Origin of the sequence: Vibrio sp. D54 (assembly GCF_021728075.1) — a bacterium.
Classification (GTDB): Bacteria; Pseudomonadota; Gammaproteobacteria; order Enterobacterales; family Vibrionaceae; genus Vibrio; species Vibrio alginolyticus.
This window is the reverse complement of the sequence record NZ_JAKKCS010000002.1, coordinates 341,828-362,184: the sequence shown is the minus strand read 5'-3', so window position 1 is coordinate 362,184 and position 20,357 is coordinate 341,828. Positions and strand designations below refer to the sequence as shown.

Below are 20,357 nucleotides of genomic sequence, written 5' to 3'. Positions count from 1 at the left end.
TGTGATTATTCATCATCAAGAGGAACCAGCTTGGTGTTGCCGCCATGAACTTTCTCACGCTGTCTTTGCACCAGAGCGTAGAAGCCTGGGATCAAGAATGTACCTGCTAGAAGCACACACAATAGACCACCAATCAGCGACACGCCGAGTGAGTTTTGACTCACGTGCCCCGCGCCAGCGGCAAAGATAAGCGGGAAGATACCAAGGATAAATGACCAAGATGTCATATTCACAGCGCGGAAACGTAACGTGCCTCCTTTAACCGCTGCACTATCGATATCAGCATCTTTTTCTTCACGCTCTTGCTTGGCGAACTCCACAATCAAAATTGCGTTTTTCGCCGCCAAGGCTATGAGCAAGACAAGACCAATTTGGGCATACAAGTTAAGCGGCGTGCCAGTTAGATTCAACGCAAGGAAGGAACCTAACGTTGCTACTGGGACCACCAAAATAATAGCCAGTGGAATACTCCAACTCTCATACTGAGCCACCATAAACAAGTAAATGAAGATCAAAGCCAGCGCAAACGCATAAATGGCTTGGTTACCCGCGAGCACTTCCTGATAAGCCATACCTGTCCATTCATACGTGTACCCTTGTGGAAGAACTTCAGCAGCAACGCGTTCCATTGCGGCAATCGCATCACCACTAGAGTAACCCGGTGCTGGTTGGCCTTGAATGATAGCACTGCGGTACATGTTGTAACGCCATGCCACATCAGGCTCAAACACTTGCTCGTAGCTCACTAGCGTACTTAACGGAACCATATCACCGTTCGAAGAACGAACATGGAAACGCTCTAGATCTTCCATGCTGCTACGGTGCTGGCTATCAGCTTGCATGGTTACGCGGAAGTTCTTACCAAACATGGTGAAGTCATTCACATAAAGCGAACCTAAGTTGCCTTGCAAGGTTTGGAAAATAGACGACAGCGAAATACCTAATTGCTGCGCTTTCTCACGATCGATATCAACGTAGTAGTGCGGAACATTCGCGCGGAACGTGCTAAACGTGTAGGCAATTTCAGGCGCTTGGTTAGCCGCTTGGATCATTTCTCCCATGACCATCGACAAATCGGTACGACTTCGCCCTAGCGTGTCTTCAAGCACAAACTCAAAACCAGACGCAGCGCCCATACCAGGAACCGCCGGTGGTCCCATCGCAAAAACAACCGCTTGAGGTAGCTCTGTCGCCGCTCGACCGTTAATACGTGCCGCGATAGCATTAGCAGAGTGCTCTCCTTGCAGCGAGTTACGAGTATCCCAGTCATGCAATTTGATAAATACAGAAGCACCGTTTGATGCTGCTGCGCCTGTCATAAACGAGTAACCGTTCGCAACCGTCACACCATCCACACCAGGTTCTTCACCGATCATTTTCATTAAATCATTGGTGACTTCTTCAGTGCGTGATAAAGAGGCTGAATCTGGTAGCTGTACGTTAACCAGCAAAATGCCTTTATCTTCTTGAGGAACAAACGCTGTAGAGGTGGTTTTCGCAAAGAAAGTGACCGCTGCGATAGCAACTATAAAGAACGTCACGAGCAGTAAAGACTTCTTCACCAAGAAACCAGCGATCTGGCCATAACGCGTAGTGATGCGCTCTAAGCCTCGGTTGAAAGCCTGGAACCAGTTAGCGGTATTGCCCCCACCCTGCTTCAATACCAGAGAACAAAGTGCTGGAGACAGCGTCAATGCATTGATGGATGAAATCACAACCGAAATACAGATGGTCAAAGCGAACTGGCGATACATGATACCGGTAATACCTGGCAGCATGGCGACGGGTATGAATACCGCAAGTAGAACCAAGGTCGACGTGATGATTGGTCCCGTTACTTCTTTCATCGCTAGCAACGTCGCTTTACGCGGTGAAATGGTTGGGTCTTTCGCCATGGTAGTATCGACGTTTTCGATAACCAGAATCGCATCGTCCACCACGATACCAATCGCAAGGATCAAGCCAAACAAAGTAACCGTATTAATGGTGAAGCCCGTTGCCTGCATGATGGCAAACGTACCAATCAGAGAAACGGGGATCGCGACAACAGGAATCAACGTTGCACGCGCACTACCCAAGAACAAGTAAGTTACAGCAATCACCAATAGAATCGCTTCAATCAGTGTTTTTACTACCCCTTTGATCGATTCAGATACGAACACGGTTGTATCGTAGCTGGTCTCGTATTCCATTCCCTCTGGGAAGTTTTTGCTCAAGCCTTCAAGGAGCTCCATGACGGCCTGACCACTTTCTAACGCATTCGCATCCGATTGAAGAGACAACGCAACGATTGACGCGTCCTGGCCACGGAACTTACCGTTACCATCGTAGAACTTTTTGCCTAGTTCAACGCGAGCAACATCTTTCAGATAAACCGTAGAGCCATTGGGATTAGCTCGAAGGACTACGTTCTCAAACTCACTCACGCTTTCCAAGCGACCTTTGGTCACAAGGTTAAACTGAACTTCTTGCGGATTGTTGTATGGTGCTGCACCTACACGCCCTGCCGCAACTTGAACGTTCTGTTCAGCCAAAGCGGCGTATACGTCTGACGTGGTTAGCTTAAGGTTGGCCATTTTTTCAGGATCTAACCAAACACGCATTGCGTATTCGCCACCACCAATCACGTTAACTTCACTGATACCTTTCGCACGAGCCAACTGATCTTTTACATTCAAGTTAATGTAGTTAATCAAGAACTGATCATCGTATTTGCCATCAGGTGAATAGAAGTTAAGTACCATCAGCAAGTCAGGTGAACGCTTTTTCACCGTCACACCAACCATGCGAACTTCTTGAGGCAGTTTTGACTCAATCTGTGACACGCGGTTTTGCACGTTAACTTGCGCCATATCTGGATCGGTGCCGACATCGAACGTGACGTTTAGGCTGTAAGAGCCATCGTTCGCGCTCTTTGAAGACATGTATATCATATCCTCAACGCCGTTGACTGAGGTCTCTATGGGGTCAGCAATGGCCTGCTCGACAACTTCCGCACTCGCGCCAGTGTAGTAAGCCGAAACGCTTACTGATGGCGGGCTTATCTGTGGATACTCAGCCACTGGCAAAATCGCCAGTGAGATCGCACCGGCTAGCGTTAGTATGATCGAAATAACCAGCGCGAATTTAGGTCTCTGAATAAAGAAACGACTTAACATAGTGCCCCCTACTGCTTATCTTCAGCAGGTGTTTGAATGCGCACTTCTACACCATTACGCACACGCTGTAGGCCCTGTGTAATAACCGTATCTTCCTGATCTAGGCCTTCTCGAATGATAATGCCTTGTTCAACCTGAGGTCCAAGCTCGACGTTACGACGCTCTGCTACATTTCCCTCAGCCATCACCATCACAAAGTCACCTTCTAAGTCAGTCTGTACGGCACGTCGTGGGATAACAATAACGTCTTTCGTGTTCTTGTCTCTCAAGTTCACTTTGATGTGCTGACCCGGAAGTAACTTCTGCTCTGGGTTTGGCACTAGCGCACGCATTGCAATCGTACCCGTTTTGGTGTCAATACGATTACCTAAGAAATCGAGCTTACCGAGATGCTCAAAAAACTGTCCATTTTCCAGTTCAAGCTGAACTTCAACACGGTTTGATTCAGCCGAGCCATCGCCTTTTACTTGATCCATACCCATGGCTAAACGCTCGCGCTCACTCACACTAAATGAAGTATGCACTGGGTCTAAGCTCACCAATGTCGTCAGCACGCCAGATGATGGAGAAACCAGATCACCCGTACTCACTTTGGTATCACTAATACGTCCGCTAAAAGGTGCTTGGATTTGAGTATAGGAAAGGTTAACTTCAGCAAGCTTAAGTTGAGCATTTGCCGCTTCTAGCTCTGCTCTCGCACCAAGAAGTGCCGCAGTTAAAGCATCAAACTCAGATTGAGAGATACTACCGCGAGGCAACAAGTTTTTACCTCGTGTATGATCTAATTCGGCTTTTTTTAGCGCCGCTTTAGCTTGTGCAAGTGCGGCTTTAGCACTCGCGACTTGGGCTTCAAAAGAAGATGGCTCGATAGAGTAAAGGAGCTGCCCTTTTTCTACCATTTGCCCCTCTTCAAAGTGACGAGCTTTTAAGTAGCCAGAAATCTGCGCGGTAATATTGGTATCTTCTACTGCTTCAATGCGACCGATATAAGACTTGCTCGGTTGGTAGTCGATAACCGTGACATCCTGAGTCACTACGAGAGGCGCTTGACCTTTCGTTTGGGCATTATTAGCTTCCCCGCATCCAGCGAGGATTGCTGTAGCCGCCATTAGTGCGACAAGTGGTTTCTTTTGCATGTATTTACCGTCTTTATAGAACAGGATATTGTTGAATTCCTATCAACCTTACTCCTTGCTGCCACTGAAAACTTCACTGAAAAGCGCCCAAGGTGTTTCTAAATGTAAACATGAGAAACAAAAGGAAAATAAAGTAATTTAGTTAACAGTGGTATTCAATGAGCAACATACATACAACTCAATCATAACTATTTAATATACGCCTTAGGAGATCGCGAATTTTAGCGTGAGCTTGGAAACACTAACGGGAGTATTGTATTCGGGCGTAAAGTGAGATTCAGTGCTCAAGATAAGAACGTTTTGTGGCTAAAAAGGTAAAAAGTGACGCCTTCATACTCAAGACCCCGATTTTGACTATTTTTTTAATATAAATGGGTTATCATTCAATTAATTCAACGCCTTCGACAGAGAGGATGACTATGATTTCTAAATGGGCGAAACGCTTTTACCAGATGGCAGAACTAGTGGCGTCTTGGAGTAAGGACCCATCAACACAAGTCGGTGCCGTTATTACTAAACAGAATCGCATTGTATCTGTTGGATTTAATGGCTATCCGCATGGTGTTTCTGACAGTGTCGACACCGATGAGCGCGAGTTGAAATACCTTAAAACACTGCACGCGGAAGAGAACGCAATTTTGTTCTCAAAACGTGACTTAGACGGATGTGATATTTGGGTAACGCATTTTCCTTGCCCTAACTGCGCGGCAAAAATCATTCAAACAGGGATCTCACACGTACACTGCCCTGAGCAGTCTGAAGACTTTTTATCTCGCTGGGGAGATAAAATCCAAGTCAGTCAAGATATGTTCGATCAAGCGGGTGTGAAAGTCGACTGGTTACCACTAGAAGACATTGAAATTGAAGACAAAGACGTGCGCTAGTATTCCATCTTAATATTTAAATAGCCCAGAGAGATCTGGGCTATTTTTTATTAAATCTGCAAGAGGTCTCGACGTAGTCTTTTAACTGTGTTTTTTCGCTGTAAGCTCAGCAATTTTGACGATAACGAGTACCGATTTTTCCATCATTTCAACAGAAATAAACTCATGAATTCCGTGGAAGTTAAAACCACCGGTGAAGATATTCGGGCACGGCAAACCCATAAAAGATAAACGAGCACCATCTGTACCACCACGAATAGGTTTTATAATCGGTTCCACATCACACGCTTCCATCGCTTGCTTTGCCAGCTCAATGATATGAGGGTAAGGCTCAACCATTTCCCTCATATTGTAATAGCTGTCTTTTATTTTTAGCTCTACAGAACCATGGCGTAAACCCGTGTTCATTTCATCGACGAGTTTCTGCATAAAGGCTTTTCGATCCTCAAGTCTTTGACGGTCAAAGTCTCTAATAATGTAACCTAGCTCGCTTCGTGCAACGCCCATTTCTGCCGATTTTAGATGGAAGAACCCTTCGTAACCTTCGGTTGTTTCCGGAGTTTGATCTTGGGGCATTTGAACTTGAAATTTCGCAGCTAAGTTCATCGCATTGACCATTTTGCCTTTTGCAGTACCTGGATGAACGCTAACACCATGAAAAATTACATCAGCGTTTGCTGCATTAAAGTTTTCGTATTCCAATTCACCTTGCGGGCCACCATCTATAGTGTATGCCCATTTCGCGCCAAATTTTTTAACATCAAACAAATCTGCACCACGACCGATTTCTTCATCCGGAGTAAAGCCGATACAAATGTCGCCGTGTGGAATGTCTGGGTTTTCCAGTAGCAGAGCTACCGCGGAAAGAATCTCTGCGATACCGGCTTTGTTATCCGCGCCAAGTAATGTAGTGCCATCGGTAGTAATAAGATTGTGGCCATGTAGGTGATGTAAATCTGGGTATTGCACGGGAGATAACACTTCATCCCCCAACCCTAATGCAATATCGCCACCCTGGTAATCTTCGATGAATTGCGGCTTTACGTTTTTGCCAGATGCATCCGGCGCGGTATCCATATGGGCAATGAAGCCGATAGGAGGAACCTCATAATCAACATTGGCTGGCAGTTTAGCCATCAAGTAGCCATTTTTATCCAAAGTCACGTCACTTAAACCAAGCTCGATCATCTCTTTTTTAAGTAACTCAGCAAACACAAGCTGACCAGGTGAACTTGGGCAAAGCGTCACATGTGGATTGGATTGGGTATCAAACGTGACGTATCGAAGAAATCTTTCAACTAAATGTTTCATATTTATTCTCATTGTTTTGTACGATGAGGCCTTATCACGCATTGATAAGCTGACGTTGCCTCATCAAACCTCACGCTATGTTACGCTCTTAGCTCAATAAGAATTTGCTTTGAATCATTTTTTGATAAGAAAGGCTTTTGCGCTTTGCTTTCGCTCATTGAAGTATGAATTTAATCTAAAAGTTCCTCAGCCAGTACTCGCCACTCTTTAACCTTTTCACGAAAATGACGCCATTGCTTATCGGTCATCGAACGAGAAACATCTAATGTCAGTTGATCAACCAATGCAAAGTTAGAATCAATATTCAGAGAAAGCTGCTCACTATAATAACTCTCTGGCTCGAACAAGAGTCGCATAAATATATCTTGATAAGTCACAACATTAGATTTGTTGTCGAACAAGTATTCGAGCTCTTGATATACCGTGGCTCGATAATCTCTCCATAAAGGGCTGTTTAAAATAACTTGCTGAGAAAATGTTTGAGCTAATTGACGCTGATTTCCTGATAGATTCCCTAGCCATTCTTCCATCCACTCTTCAGTGTTATCCAGAATAATTTCACGCACTTCGTCTTCTGTCTTATCGGCATATTTTGCGTTTCGCTCTTGATAATGTTCTTGTACATTACTCAAAAACTCGCGTTCTTGCTCTTTCGTTAATTGCAAACTTAACGCAAAAAGATCTGGTGCTGCTTTGCTTACCACTCTATCGTAATGCGCTCGCATTCTATCTCGATTTTGTTGCAAGTAATTTAAGGTGATATCGCTCGCTTTTAATCTCTCAAGGTCTTTTAAATGTTCGATATATAATGGTAACTCCTCTTTCTTGTGCCAGTCTGCCAACAATAATAAGCGCTCTTCCACCAGGACTTCTTGTTCCCCTTGCAACGAGACATAGTCCTCTAAGTAATCGAGCACGAACCAATCGATATTGCTGTATAAAAACTTTTTCGCACAACCGGCAAGCAGAAATACGAAACAAAATAGAAGGCCATAACGAAGCGCCTTATTAGATACATCCTTTAATTTAGTCACTTATTCGTATTCCCTTTTCTGTTGATTAAGTTCTATACTCAACCTGTATCACTTAGTATTGCGGCAAACTTACACCAGTGTGACAAATATTGATTGCCACCTTAATAATATATAGAGTTTGAAATTAACTTTTTGATCACAGCTATCCGCAAAAAAGTGAGTTAGAGCGCAATTATCGGCTAAAAAACGTACCGAACGACGCTCCCTATAACGGCATATAATTTGCATGGATGTTTTTTGGATGGTTTATGGAGGCGAAGTATGGCAGCCGCTGAGCAACTTGATACCAGTGTAGAATATGAGATTCGATATTTTGAACAGGGGAAAATGCACTGCATGAGAGTCATTGCTGAAAGCAAAAAAGTGGCTTATCAGTACTATTTGGAGTGTGGTAAGCACAACAGTGACTTGTACTCTATTCGCCCAGACAAGTAAAAAAACCGCCTAACAGGCGGTTTTTTACTTGTCAGAATCAATATAACTGTTTGATTTTATTTATTATTACAGATTCAAATCCAACAATGTTATTTGATGTCGCCAAAGCGCTCAAGATAAAGGACGGTTGCTGCAGTACGAGAAGGAACTTGAAGCTTTTTAAGTAAACTCTTCATATGTACTTTAACCGTAGACTCAGAGATAAAAAGACGATCGGCAATTTGCTTGTTGCGGAAACCTCTTGCCACCTCTCTTAAGATCTGAGATTCACGATCGGTCAGTGTATCAAACACGTCCTCTTGCTCTGAGCGTTCACTCAAATACTTAGAAACTTCTTGGCTGTATGCCTTGTCCCCTTGATGCGCTTGTTTTAGCAACTCAACCAACTCATCAGGCTCAGTGTCTTTCAATAAATAGCCATCGGCACCACTTCGAACTATTGCTTCTATATCTGCTGGGCTATCTGAAACGGTTAGAATGACAATTCTGGCTTCACAGCCATCTGCACGCAGTGCTTGCAAAGTATCAAGGCCAGACATGCCTTTCATATTAAGATCAAGAAGTACAAGATCCAGTTCCAGCTCATGCGCTTTCGCTACTGCATCCGCGCCATTACTTGCTTCTGCAATGACCTCAAACTCAGGCTCAAAGCTTAAAAGCTGGTGGATACCTCTTCGCATGAGTGGATGATCATCCACCAGCATTACTTTACACACTGTCACTATTTACTTCCTTACTATGTTGGAATTCTAATTTTACGGTACAACCTTTGTTTATCGATGCTTCGATGTGAAGATCGGCATGCAGTCTAGCGGCCCGCTCTTGCATGATACTCATACCGTAATGATTTAATTTTTCGTCTTGATGTTCAAAGCCTATTCCATCGTCGCTAACGGTTACTGTGACTTTTCCATCATTATCGAGACATTGAATGTGAATATTATCTGCTTGCGCATGTTTGATAGCATTAATTGCCGCTTCTCTTATCAACTGTAGTAAATGAACCTGCTGATGTGCATCCAGTTCAGTTGATGAAAGTCTATTTTTTAGCGTAATGTCCGCAGCAGTTTGTTCACTGAGCGTTTCAACCATGTCTTGCAATGCTTGGCCAAAACTGCCCTCTTTAATCGTAAGACGAAACGTCGTCAGTAACTCGCGTAACTGCGTATAAGCCGCAGATAAGCCCGTATCTAGCTCAGCAATAACTTGATTAGCCTGCGCGATCGCCTTTTCGTCAGGCAAGTTCTTTACGCTTCTCTTTAACAAAGCGACCTGAATTTTTAAGTAAGAGAGTGCTTGAGCCAATGAATCATGCAACTCCCGAGCAATAGTGGCTCGCTCTTCCATCAGCAGAATTTGTTCTGCTTGGCGCTGCGCCCGATTGTAATACACGGCGCGTGATAAAATCTGCACGAAGTTGTCAATAAGAGCCTCGTTCGGACAAGGTAACCCTGCTTTCCAATATAAATAGCCCAAGTGCTCACCATCTAGCATCAGGGCTTTACCGTGGCAATCTTCATCACAATCTTGGCAGCATTCTTCTCCTTCCATCAATATCCAGCTCGGTTCTCCCAGCTGCTCGATTTCAAGTTTGACCGCTTTAATGCCCTCAAGACTGACGATATGCTGCAAAATCGCCTGGAAATTGTCTTGATTAATACGCGACGCCGTGAGTTCTTTTGACGAGTCATACAGCACCTCTAAAGACTGGTTGGCATGCTGCAATTTACGTGTTTTCTCATCAACCGCTTGTTCTAATCCTCGGTACAACTTACCAAGGTCTGTCGCCATCCGATTAAAGGTTCGAGTCAGTATTCCCATTTCATTATCGCTGGATACATTGAGCGATATATTAAATGAGCGATTTTTAATTTGCTCGCTAGCAAAAACTAAGGCACGCAGAGGCCGAACAACTTCGAGGCGCACAAAATGAACGACAAACATACTGACACAAAGAATGCCCCCCAACCCTAACCCGCCGATCCAGGCTAAGTTAATCAGTTTTTGCTCCGAAAAGCTCTGCAGCTTAAATACAAACTCATCGATTTGTTCAACAAAACCGGCCACTAGGAGTTGATATTCTGCCGGGTTGTCTCCTCTAAGCACCGCCTTGAGTTCATGCCATCTGATAATAAGACGGTAGTAATCGTGAGTGATGTCTTCAGGCACAGACCAATGCTGAAGCGCTTTCATTGAAGGTGAATATATCGAATGTTCAAATGCGTCAATATGTGAAGAATAGTCAACAGATTTAACCTGAATATCATTCGCCAGACGGTAGCTTTGCATTCGCATCGAGCCAGCAACATTGACGGCTTCAGCATCGTTCAAACTGGACGCTAACGTAAAAATCGCAAAACCAGTCGTAGCGACTGAGAGCAGCAAAATAAGAAGCATCGCGGACGCAATCGTGCGCGTCACTGACTTTTTCACATTTTTAAACAATCTGAGTTCCTCGCCCATTAACAATCCTATTTGTACGTGCAATGAACCCATTACCTTTCAACTTTATCAATATGTGATCACCTGCGACGGAATTTATTGATCCAAAACAATATTGCACACCATTTACCCCCTAAGAGGTATTTATACAAATATGTCAAAAACTACAATTTCGTTAGTTTAAATGACAGTTTATTAATGAAAATTGTGGACTATGCTTAGTTTGGGTTCCAAGTTTCGAGGTGACTAAGTGGTAGACCTTTCCAGAAGAAGACTCTTTGCAAGAAAAGCGCACCCCGACAACGCCGTACGTTTGCCTTGGTTAACTAAACCGCAACAGTTTACGGACGATTGCACTCGCTGCGGTAAATGCATTGAGGCCTGTGAAACAAAGATTATAACCAAAAGTGATGGCGGATTCCCCTCGGTCGATTTTTCCATCGATGAATGCACATTTTGCTATCAATGTGCAAACGCCTGTCCTGAGCCCCTTTTCTTGCCAGAAACAGAACAACCTTGGCAAGCAAAAGCAAGTATCAACGATAACTGCTTAGCAAAACAAAATGTCGAATGCCGAAGCTGTGGGGATATGTGCGACCCGATGGCAATTCAGTTCAAATTAGAACTGGGGAAAGTAGCACAACCCAATTTAGACCTTGATGAGTGTAACGGCTGCGGCGCCTGTGTTTCAGTGTGCCCGACTTCATCCATCAATGTGAGCAATATAACAGCCTAAGCCGAATGTCGTCGGCCAAAGGCAATAAAAATAAATGAGAGAGCTATATGTCACTAAATGAAGTGCATATTTCAAGTTTGGTAGTACATGTGCTGCCGGAACATTTGGACGAAATCAAACAAAAGATAGAAGCACACGAAAATGCGGAAATCTATGGTGACAGTCCTGAAGGCAAGATTATCGTCGTACTTGAAACTGAGAACCAAGGTTTCATCACAGACACTATCGATGCCATTAACAATTTACCGAACGTCTTAAGCACGGTATTGGTTTATCACCAAATCGAAACTGGGCTTGAAGAAACGGATGAAGAAGACACTGGAACACAACATTCCCAAATCGAGGGTGAAGTATGAAAATGACAAGACGTGCGTTTGTGAAAGCAAACGCGGCTGCATCAGCTGCTGCTGTCGCAGGTGTGACACTACCAGCATCTGCAGCCAACCTGATTGCAAGCTCTGATCAAACCAAAATCACATGGGACAAAGCACCTTGTCGTTTCTGTGGTACAGGCTGTTCTGTTCTTGTTGGCACTCAAAACGGCAAAGTGGTAGCAACACAGGGTGACCCAGAAGCACCAGTAAACAAAGGTCTGAACTGTATCAAAGGTTACTTCCTTTCTAAGATCATGTACGGTCAAGACCGTCTAACTCAACCGATGCTACGAATGAAAGATGGCAAATTCCACAAAGATGGTGAATTTACACCTATCTCTTGGGATGACGCTTTCGACATCATGGCTGAGAAATGGAAAGCTTCCCTCGAGAAAAAAGGCCCAACAAGCGTAGGTATGTTTGGCTCAGGCCAATGGACAGTAATGGAAGGCTACGCTGCATCAAAGTTAATGAAAGCAGGCTTCCGATCAAACAACATTGATCCAAACGCTCGTCACTGTATGGCTTCTGCCGTTGTAGGTTTCATGCGCGCATTCGGTATCGATGAGCCAATGGGTTGTTACGATGACTTCGAGAACGCAGACGCTTTCGTTCTTTGGGGCTCAAACATGGCAGAGATGCACCCGGTTCTATGGACTCGCATTACTGACCGCCGCCTAAGCCACCCTCACGTTAAAGTGAACGTGCTTTCTACTTACTACCATCGTTCATTTGAGTTGGCAGACCACGGCTACATTTTCAATCCTCAGTCTGACCTTGCAATTGCTAACTTCATCGCAAACTACATCATCGAAAACGATGCAGTAAACTGGGACTTCGTGAACAAACACACGAACTTCACTCAAGCAGACACTGACATCGGCTACGGTCTACGTGACGATGATCCGCTACAAAAAGCAGCGAAGAACCCGAACTCTGGCAAACTCACTTCTATCTCATTCGAAGAGTACAAGAAATCAGTAGCGCCATACACAGTAGAAAAAGCATCTGAAATCTCTGGTGTTGAGAAAGAGAAGCTTATCGAGCTTGCGAAGCAATACGCGGATCCAAACACGAAAGTGATGTCTCTATGGACAATGGGCATGAACCAGCATACTCGTGGTGTATGGATGAATAACTTGGTTTACAACATCCACCTACTAACCGGTAAGATCTCGACTCCGGGGAACAGCCCATTCTCACTAACGGGCCAACCATCAGCATGTGGTACCGCTCGTGAGGTTGGTACGTTTGCTCACCGCCTACCAGCGGACATGGTGGTTGCTAACCCTAAACACCGTAAGATTGCAGAAGACATCTGGAAACTGCCAGAAGGTACGATTCCACCAAAACCTGGCTTCCACGCCGTATTACAAGACCGTATGCTGAATGACGGCGTTCTGAACTGTTACTGGGTTCAATGTAACAACAACATGCAAGCCGGTCCAAACATCAACACAGAACGTCTTCCAGGTTACCGCAACCCAGAAAACTTCATCGTTGTGTCTGACCCATACCCGACAGCAACAGCACAAGCAGCAGACCTTATTCTTCCTACCGCAATGTGGATTGAAAAAGAAGGTGCTTACGGTAACGCAGAGCGTCGTACCCAAGCTTGGTACCAACAAGTGGGCACAGTCGGTCAAGCAAAATCCGACCTGTGGCAGCTAATGGAGTTCTCGAAACGCTTCAAAATGGAAGAAGTGTGGCCTGAAGAGCTTCTAGCGAAAGCGCCTCAATACCGTGGTAAAACAATGTACGACGTACTTTACCGCAATGGTAACGTCGACAAATTCCCTATCGAAGAAGCTCGTGAACTGAATGACGATGCTCACCACTTCGGTTTCTATGTCCAAAAAGGTCTGTTTGAGGAATACGCAACATTTGGCCGTGGTCACGGGCATGATTTGGCTCCATACGACCGTTACCATGAAGTACGTGGTCTACGTTGGCCTGTTGTTGATGGTAAAGAAACACAGTGGCGCTTTAAAGAAGGTTCAGACCCATACGCGAAAGAAGGTTCCGGTTGGGACTTCTACGGCAATGCTGATGGCAAAGCGAAGATCATTTCCGCGCCATACGAAGCGCCACCAGAAGTACCGAACGATGAATTTGATATGTGGTTATGTACTGGTCGTGTTCTTGAACATTGGCACACAGGCACCATGACTCGTCGTGTACCTGAATTATACAAAGCAGTACCAGACGCAGTGTGTTACATGCACCCAGAAGACGCAAAAGCACGCAATGTTCGCCGTGGTGAAGAAGTACTCATGGCAAACAAACGCGGTGAAGTACGCGTTCGTGTTGAAACTCGCGGTCGTAACCGTCCGCCAAAAGGCTTGGTATTCGTACCGTTCTTTGATGCACGTATTTTGATTAACAAGCTTATCCTAGATGCGACTGATCCACTGTCTAAACAGACAGACTTTAAGAAGTGCCCAGTCAAAATTACTAAGATTGCTTAACCTTCAGATACTGAATGCTACGGCCGTCATTATGGCGGCCTAATAAAGAATTTAAGCCATAAAGGCGGAGATGAAATGATGAAAAAATTACTTGTCGCAGTTTTATCTGTAGGTGCGTTAGTGACAGGCATTGCGCAAGCTGAGTTGGATAATCCAGGTGGTATTGGTGGTCTAGAATCTTTACGTGGAATGTCTCAATTGGAAGATACGCGTCCAGCAGACGAGTTCAAAGACTTCCCTAAAGATCAAATTGTTGAAGACAGCTATGTTTATCAACCACCGTTGATCCCACACAGCATTCGTCACTACGAAATTTCGTTAAATGCTAACAAGTGTCTTGCATGCCATAGCTGGAAAAATGCAAAAGAGTCAGGTGCGACTAAAATTAGCGTAACGCACTATGTAAACAGAGAAGATGCGGTACTGGCAGATATGTCTCCTCGTCGTTACTTCTGTTTGCAATGTCACGTTCCACAAACGGATGCAAAACCACTAGTGGAAAACGAGTTTAAGGCAGTCGATTCGCTTCAGTAATTGAAACGCGAGTACTAAGAGGTTACTTATGAAAATACTTAAAGCGTTTTGGAAGAGACTGTCGAGCCCGAGTAAAGCTGCCGCTGGTGTGGTTTTATTTCTAGGCTTCGCTGGTGGCCTTCTATTTTGGGGCGCATTCAACACAGGTATGGAAGCAACCAACACAGAAGAATTCTGTTCTGGCTGTCACGCGCCGATCGTTGCTGAAATTCAAGAAACAATTCACTACTCCAACCGATCTGGTGTTCGTGCGATTTGTTCAGACTGTCACGTTCCTCATGAATGGACGGATAAGATCGTTCGTAAAGTACAGGCATCTAAAGAGCTATTTGCACACTTCGTAACGAAGACGATCGATACGCCAGAGAAGTTCCAAGAGCGTCGTGGACACCTCGCAGAGCGAGAGTGGGCACGTATGAAAAAGAATGACTCTCTTGAATGTCGTAACTGTCATGAGTTTGATTTCATGGATTACTCTCAGCAAGGATCACGTGCGGCAGAACAACACTCCACCGCTCTAGCTTCAGGCGAGAAAACATGTGTAGACTGTCACAAAGGTATTGCGCACAAACTACCAGACATGAGCGGCGTTGAAGGCTGGCACTAAGGAGACTTACCATGAGTACATTAGAATCTGTAATTTGGCATATCCTTGGCTACAGTGCTATGCCAGTGATTATTCTTTCCGGCTTTGTGGCGGTAGCAGCAATCTCTCTCTGGCTGCTGTCATTTGGTAAGGATAAAGAGGTGTAACGTAACGCATCTCTACTCGTCAACTAGCCTATTTGTTGACACTGAGCGCCGAGCAAATTCTCGGCGCTTTTTATTTATTGCTCAATGGTACTGCCAACAATAAATAAACAAGCAATCATACATAAAAAAAGCGACCATAAAGGCCGCTAAGATTTACTGCTATAGGGAGTTGTTTAAGATTCTTTTACTGGCAGAACCTGTTTGACGTATTGTCCTGGCGCTTCATCAATAACCGGATGGTTTTCTGAGCCAATAGGGAAAGGCTCAACTTGCTCTTTAGGGTTGAATTGGAGTAACCACTCGTTCCAGTGTGTCCACCACGATCCCTCTTTGTGTTCCGCGTTATTCAACCACTCATCAGCAGAGTCATCCAAATTATCGTTCAACCAATAACCATACTTATTTTTAGCTGGAGGGTTCACGATGCCCGCAATATGACCAGACTCACCGAGGACAAACGTTTTGTTACCACCCGTGTTCAGCGCACCACGGTAAGTTCCCTGCCATAACGCAATGTGGTCTTCTTTCGTTGACACAAAATAGCTAGGAATTTTGATCTTATTTAGATCAATCCATACTCCACCAATTTTGACGCCTTTATCTTGCACCAGCTTGTTCTCTAAATAGAGCTCGCGAAGCAAGAAATTGTGAGATGCAGCGCTGACGTTGGTGCTGTCACTATTCCAGTACAACAAGTCAAAATCGACTGGGCTATTGCCTTTCAAGTAGTTGTCTACGTAGTAGTTCCAGTACAAGCTGTTTTCACGCAGTAAACTAAACGTCACGCTTAAGGAACGGCCGTCCATATACCCTTTTGCGTTATTTTGCGCTTCAATTGCACTAACAATGGTGTCATTGATATACGCGCCGACTTCACCTGGTTGAGAGAAGTCGAGCAACGTGGTGAAGAAAGTGGCAGACTTAATGCGCTTCTTCATACGTTTTGCAGCGTAGTACGCAACCGTGCTTGCTAAAACAGTACCACCAATACAGTAACCAGCAGCATTGATTTGTTCTTGTCCTGTTATATCTTCAATTGCAGCGACGGCTTTCACTACGCCTTCTGTCACGTAGTCACCAAACTCTATGTGCGCTTGTGCCTTGCCTGGATTGCGCCAAGACATCATAAATACACTGTGCCCCTGCTCTAACAACCATCGAACCATTGAGTTCTTTGCCGTTAAATCAAGGATGTAGTATTTATTGATGAAAGGCGGGACGATGAGCAGCGGCGTCGCATTCACTTTCTCTGTTAGAGGTCGATATTGAATCAACTCAAACAATTCGTTTTGAAAAACCACATTGCCCTGTGTCGTCGCAACGTCATCGCCCACGCGGAATGCATTGTTATTCGTCATACGAATTTTTAAAATGTCTGCGCTCGACTCAACGTCTTCTTTCAACTGCTCTAAGCCTGCCAGTAAGTTTTGACCGTTTTGCTCAAGTGTCAGCTTCAAAAGCTCTGGGTTAGTGGCGATGAAGTTGGAAGGAGAAAGGGCGTTAATGGCTTGGCGAGAGAAAAAAATAATACGTTCTTTCGTCTTTTCATCTAAGCCTTCCAAAGACTCGATGGTGTCCAGATAGGTCTTACTAAATAAAAGGTAGGATTGTTTGATGAAGCTATACATGGCTTCATTTTGCCACGCTTCGTTTGAGAAACGCTTATCCCCTTTTTCAGCTTCGACGATTTGTGCTTGGTTCCCTGCCAATGCAACATTCTGCCAAATTTGCAGCTGCTGTTCCCACCACTGTGCTTGCAGCTTTAAAATCGCAGCAGGCTGATTCGCAGCTTGTTCGAACAGTTTGGCAGTATCCTCAAAGTTCACTTCTTGCATGGCCTTGTTTAAAGGAGAGTTCACGACTGCCTTGTTCACTTCGAAATCATGCCACCACTGATGATTAGTTTCCTGAAGCTTCACAAGATAGTCCGAAAAGAAGTGTTGAAACATAGTCTTACTCCTATATTCGGAAAAAACAACGCCGCCCAAATCTAGGGGCGGCGAGAATCGGACAAATTACGCTGGAGTAACAGTCTTTAGATTTTCCGAAGTCATTTTCTCAACGTCTTCTTTGAACTCTTTTGCAATCGCTTGAAGCTTGTTGCTGTCATCCATCATTTGTTGAGAAAGTTTAGTAAGTACGCTTAGTTGCTGACTGTTGAAAGCAGTCAATGACGTTACGTCTTTGATTTCTGTCGCTGCTTTCATCTGGTTTAGACCCACTTCACTGTATGTGCGAATGGCGTTCAATTGAAGCTCGGTCAACACTTCTACGTTTTTTGTCACTAGCTTGTTGAACTTCAAGTAAGGTTCTAGATTTTTTTCAGTTTGATCGCTAAATGTTTTGAAGAAATCTGTGTACATGGTTTGTCTCCTAGAGAAAGAATTAAAAATGTCCGTTTAAATAATTACTTAACTGTCTTTACAACCACAGCCGTGCCCATGCCGCCGCCCACACAAAGTGAAGCAACGCCATATTGACCATTTTGCTTATGAAGCTCGTGAACCAGCGTGACTAAGATTCGGTTTCCAGATGCACCAAGCGGGTGTCCTAGCGCGATAGCACCACCGTTAAAGTTCGCTTTATCTTGAATCGCGTTAACTGGAACTTGGTTTGTTTCCGCCAACTGATGAATCACGCCAAGTGCTTGCGCTGCAAATGCTTCGTTTAACTCGTAAACGTCGATGTCATTTACTGTGAGTTCCGCTTTTTCGAGTGCTTTATTGACCGACTCTACAGGACCTAGGCCCATGATCTTCGGATCAAGACCCGATTGCGCATAACTTACGATCTCAGCAAGCGGCGTTAATCCATGCACTTTAACTGCGCTTTCAGACGCCACGATAATCGCACTCGCGCCATCGTTAATACCTGATGCATTACCCGCAGTCACAGTGCCTTCTCGGTCAAAAGCAGGACGTAGCTTGCTTAAGGCTTCCATTGTCGCGTTCGCTTTTGGGTATTCATCCGTATCAAACATCACGGTTTCACGGCGTTGCTTTACTTCCACTGGAACAATTTCGTCTTGAAATTTGCCAGCTTCGATAGCGGCTACCGCTTTCTGTTGGCTAGACAGCGCGTATTCGTCTTGCTGCTGGCGAGTTAAGCCGATTTGTTTTGCTACGTTTTCTGCCGTCACACCCATGTGATATTGGTTGTAAACATCGGTTAAACCGTCCGCTACGAGCAGATCTTTTAGCTCCAGATTGCCCATTTTGTTGCCATCACGAATGCTGCTTGGTGCGGCAAACGGAATCTGAGACATGACTTCAACACCCGCTGCAACAACGATCTCAGCATCGCCACTACGGATATGGGACACGGCATCCATGACCGTTTTCATGCCACTACCGCAAACCATGTTTACGCCATATGCAGGAACAGATTCAGGAATCCCCGCAAACAGTGCCGCTTGGCGGCCAACACCCATTCCTTGACCTGCACCAACAACGTTGCCAACAATCACTTCGTCAACCTTGTCGCCAGGCAACTTTGCCGCTTCCAACGCGCCTTTAATCGCTACTGCTGCCAGATCGCCAGCAGAAGTATTTTTCAGGCTGCCACCAAAAGCACCAATTGGAGTACGCTTCGCCGCTACGATAAATACTTTTTCCATCATCTTCTCTCCTTAGTGCATGTATAGGCCGCCGTTCACCGACAAAGTCTCTCCGGTGATGTAGGCGCCCGCATCGCTGACCAAGAAGCTCACTGATGCTGCAATTTCTTCTGGTGTCGCAAGACGTTTCATTGGAATTTGGTTCGTGATGGATTCCAGCACTTCTGGCTTCATTTGCTCAACCATTGGCGTACCCGTGTAACCCGGAGCGATAACATTAACTGTCACACCCGAGCGAGCACCTTCGTATGCTAAGGCTTTAGAGAAACCGATCATCCCAGCTTTCGCCGCCGAGTAGTTTGCTTGACCAAACTGCCCTTTAAGACCATTGACTGAAGAGATATTGATGACACGACCACCGCCTTTTTCGCACATTGCAGCAAAGAGGGGTTGCGTAACGTTGAATAAACTATTGAGGTTGGTATTGATGACATCATTCCAAGCTTGCGCAGTCATCTTTTTAAACACGCCATCACGTGTGATTCCTGCGTTGTTGACAACAACATCAATGGTTCCTTCCTCCCCAAGCAATTGCGCCAATTTCTCTGCACACTCTGTCGTGTTTGTTACATCCAACTCAAAAAGGCGAACCTGATCTTTGGTAAACCCTTTGCTGTTGAACCACTCCAGCGCACATTCGTAGTTACCTGTGAAATATGTAGCAATTACACGGTAACCGTCATTAACTAATTGAGAGGAAATAGCAGAACCAATTCCGCCTTTTGATCCAGTGATCAAAGCGACTTTCTTCATTGAAGACTCCATTCTTAACGGCATTTAAAAAGCAAACTTAATACACTGATGAAATAGTTCACCAACTGACGTGTTTATTTATTCTTTTGACAACCAATCCCGTGCTGCCTTTATTTTAAGTTAACCTAGAAATATTACATTTCAAATAAAAAACTCACCCAATTGCATAAGATTGATTTAGATCTCATTACCCGTGAAATGTTATAAAATGGTTAATTTTACATAAGTCATTGTTTTAAATCACACTTCCACAAAAGCCACACCAACAGAAATAGAAACATAATTATTAAATATCATACACTTACATACAGAATGGTAGACGTTACATTATGTCATGATTTAAGATCTGAATTTTAAGCCTATATGATTACAACAAACTTGAGATTAGAATAATAATTCAATTATCAGTAAAAATAATTATCAAACATATCATTTAATTACTGCATTTAATGATAATTTAGTTATCAACTCGATTATTTTAATACAGTGATGATTAATACCGATAAAATATAATAAATTAAATATATTTAATCTAAAAATGATATAAGAGCTTGTCTCATACTGGTGCAATACGCACTATTATGACGCATAGATTAAAATATAATTTCATTTTAAATTTATATATTCGAAGAACATCAACTAGCTACTAGTGAAAGTAATCGTTCGCTTTGTAGTAGCATCCTTTTCCACTTTGCACTATCTTTGTGGCTTCTCTTTAATCAC

18 protein-coding genes are annotated in these 20,357 nt (G+C 44.3%); 8 read left to right on the top strand and 10 right to left on the bottom strand.

The genetic code is table 11. The annotated features are described in order from the left end of the window. Nucleotides 1–5: 5 nt before the first annotated feature. Both vmeZ and vmeY read right to left on the bottom strand, forming a co-directional pair. A complete protein-coding gene (gene vmeZ / locus L3V37_RS04295) occupies nt 6–3,158 on the bottom strand; it encodes a multidrug efflux RND transporter permease subunit VmeZ (RefSeq protein ID WP_017635194.1) in 3,153 nt (1,050 codons plus the stop codon). A gap of 8 nt (nt 3,159–3,166) precedes the next feature. Continuing rightward, on the bottom strand, nt 3,167–4,294 hold the full coding sequence (gene vmeY / locus L3V37_RS04290; protein WP_130546370.1) for a multidrug efflux RND transporter periplasmic adaptor subunit VmeY: 1,128 nt from the start codon (nt 4,292–4,294) through the stop codon (nt 3,167–3,169). Nucleotides 4,295–4,713: 419 nt separating this feature from the next. Between vmeY and L3V37_RS04285 the strand changes: the two genes are divergently transcribed. Then, nucleotides 4,714–5,178, top strand: a complete 465-nt coding sequence (locus L3V37_RS04285) for a dCMP deaminase family protein (RefSeq protein ID WP_005373515.1) — start codon at nt 4,714–4,716, stop codon at nt 5,176–5,178. Nucleotides 5,179–5,259: 81 nt separating this feature from the next. Here the strand turns inward: L3V37_RS04285 and pepT are convergent, their stop codons facing one another. Next, on the bottom strand, nt 5,260–6,489 hold the full coding sequence (pepT, locus tag L3V37_RS04280) for a peptidase T (protein ID WP_031781280.1): 1,230 nt from the start codon (nt 6,487–6,489) through the stop codon (nt 5,260–5,262). A gap of 170 nt (nt 6,490–6,659) precedes the next feature. Beyond that, nucleotides 6,660–7,523, bottom strand: a complete 864-nt coding sequence (locus L3V37_RS04275) for a DUF6279 family lipoprotein (protein WP_064354854.1) — start codon at nt 7,521–7,523, stop codon at nt 6,660–6,662. A 261-nt stretch (nt 7,524–7,784) separates the two neighbouring features. Here L3V37_RS04275 and L3V37_RS04270 point away from each other — a divergent pair, with 261 nt between their 5' ends. Beyond that, entirely contained in the window at nt 7,785–7,958 is a 174-nt protein-coding gene (locus L3V37_RS04270; RefSeq protein ID WP_005373524.1) for a hypothetical protein, read from the top strand. A gap of 89 nt (nt 7,959–8,047) precedes the next feature. Here L3V37_RS04270 and L3V37_RS04265 read toward each other — a convergent pair whose 3' ends face one another. Both L3V37_RS04265 and narQ read right to left on the bottom strand, forming a co-directional pair. Beyond that, a complete protein-coding gene (locus L3V37_RS04265) occupies nt 8,048–8,662 on the bottom strand; it encodes a response regulator (protein WP_031777156.1) in 615 nt (204 codons plus the stop codon). 4 nt (nt 8,663–8,666) lie between these two features. After that, nucleotides 8,667–10,403 (bottom strand): nitrate/nitrite two-component system sensor histidine kinase NarQ, encoded by a 1,737-nt coding sequence (gene narQ / locus L3V37_RS04260; RefSeq protein WP_025767926.1) that lies wholly within the window; start codon nt 10,401–10,403, stop codon nt 8,667–8,669. 247 nt (nt 10,404–10,650) lie between these two features. Here narQ and napF point away from each other — a divergent pair, with 247 nt between their 5' ends. From napF to L3V37_RS04230, 6 genes are all read left to right on the top strand, one after another. Then, nucleotides 10,651–11,136, top strand: coding sequence for a ferredoxin-type protein NapF (gene napF / locus L3V37_RS04255; RefSeq protein ID WP_080276949.1), 486 nt, complete (start codon nt 10,651–10,653; stop codon nt 11,134–11,136). A gap of 47 nt (nt 11,137–11,183) precedes the next feature. Further along, nucleotides 11,184–11,492, top strand: a complete 309-nt coding sequence (locus L3V37_RS04250; RefSeq protein ID WP_005373535.1) for a chaperone NapD — start codon at nt 11,184–11,186, stop codon at nt 11,490–11,492. Further along, entirely contained in the window at nt 11,489–13,978 is a 2,490-nt protein-coding gene (gene napA, locus L3V37_RS04245; protein WP_005373537.1) for a periplasmic nitrate reductase subunit alpha, read from the top strand. The genes L3V37_RS04250 and napA overlap by 4 nt, the downstream gene beginning before the upstream one ends. Nucleotides 13,979–14,056: 78 nt before the next feature. Beyond that, on the top strand, nt 14,057–14,512 hold the full coding sequence (locus tag L3V37_RS04240; protein WP_005389061.1) for a nitrate reductase cytochrome c-type subunit: 456 nt from the start codon (nt 14,057–14,059) through the stop codon (nt 14,510–14,512). A gap of 28 nt (nt 14,513–14,540) precedes the next feature. Beyond that, nucleotides 14,541–15,119 carry a NapC/NirT family cytochrome c gene (locus L3V37_RS04235; RefSeq protein ID WP_005373542.1) on the top strand — a complete coding sequence of 193 codons (579 nt, stop codon included), beginning with the start codon at nt 14,541–14,543 and terminating at the stop codon, nt 15,117–15,119. A gap of 11 nt (nt 15,120–15,130) precedes the next feature. Beyond that, a complete protein-coding gene (locus L3V37_RS04230) occupies nt 15,131–15,265 on the top strand; it encodes a TIGR02808 family protein (RefSeq protein ID WP_005373546.1) in 135 nt (44 codons plus the stop codon). A 173-nt stretch (nt 15,266–15,438) separates the two neighbouring features. Here the strand turns inward: L3V37_RS04230 and phaC are convergent, their stop codons facing one another. From phaC to L3V37_RS04210, 4 genes are all read right to left on the bottom strand, one after another. Continuing rightward, nucleotides 15,439–17,214, bottom strand: coding sequence for a class I poly(R)-hydroxyalkanoic acid synthase (gene phaC, locus L3V37_RS04225; protein WP_017819891.1), 1,776 nt, complete (start codon nt 17,212–17,214; stop codon nt 15,439–15,441). Between the two features lie 66 nt (nt 17,215–17,280). Beyond that, nucleotides 17,281–17,628 (bottom strand): phasin family protein, encoded by a 348-nt coding sequence (locus tag L3V37_RS04220; protein WP_005373550.1) that lies wholly within the window; start codon nt 17,626–17,628, stop codon nt 17,281–17,283. A 44-nt stretch (nt 17,629–17,672) separates the two neighbouring features. Beyond that, a complete protein-coding gene (locus tag L3V37_RS04215) occupies nt 17,673–18,881 on the bottom strand; it encodes an acetyl-CoA C-acetyltransferase (RefSeq protein WP_130546513.1) in 1,209 nt (402 codons plus the stop codon). 12 nt (nt 18,882–18,893) lie between these two features. Next, complete coding sequence (locus L3V37_RS04210) at nt 18,894–19,634, bottom strand: SDR family oxidoreductase (RefSeq protein ID WP_005373555.1); 741 nt, start codon at nt 19,632–19,634, stop codon at nt 18,894–18,896. Nucleotides 19,635–20,357: the final 723 nt, after the last annotated feature.